This is a genomic window from Paenibacillus glacialis, from assembly GCF_001637205.1.
GTDB lineage: Bacteria > Bacillota > Bacilli > Paenibacillales > Paenibacillaceae > Paenibacillus_AQ > Paenibacillus_AQ glacialis.
This window is the reverse complement of the sequence record NZ_LVJH01000065.1, coordinates 1-271: the sequence shown is the minus strand read 5'-3', so window position 1 is coordinate 271 and position 271 is coordinate 1. Positions and strand designations below refer to the sequence as shown.

Below are 271 nucleotides of genomic sequence, written 5' to 3'. Positions count from 1 at the left end.
GCCCAACAGGACCATATGGAGTAGGAGGAACTGGTGCGACAGGTCCGCAGGGTATTGCAGGTCCAATGGGAGCAACGGGCCCAACAGGACCATATGGAGAAGGAGAAACTGGTGCGACAGGTCCACAGGGTATTGCAGGTCCAATGGGAGCAACGGGCCCAACAGGACCATATGGAGAAGGCGGAACTGGTGCGACAGGTCCGCAAGGTATTGCAGGTCCAACTGGAGCAACAGGAGAGACTGGAGCAACAGGAGCAACAGGAGAGACTGG

The 271-nt window shown here is 57.6% G+C and carries 1 pseudogene; it reads left to right on the top strand.

Features of this window, described 5'->3' with window-relative positions:
- Positions 1-271, top strand: a pseudogene (locus tag PGLA_RS22665) (Gly-Xaa-Xaa repeat protein); the annotation flags it as partial.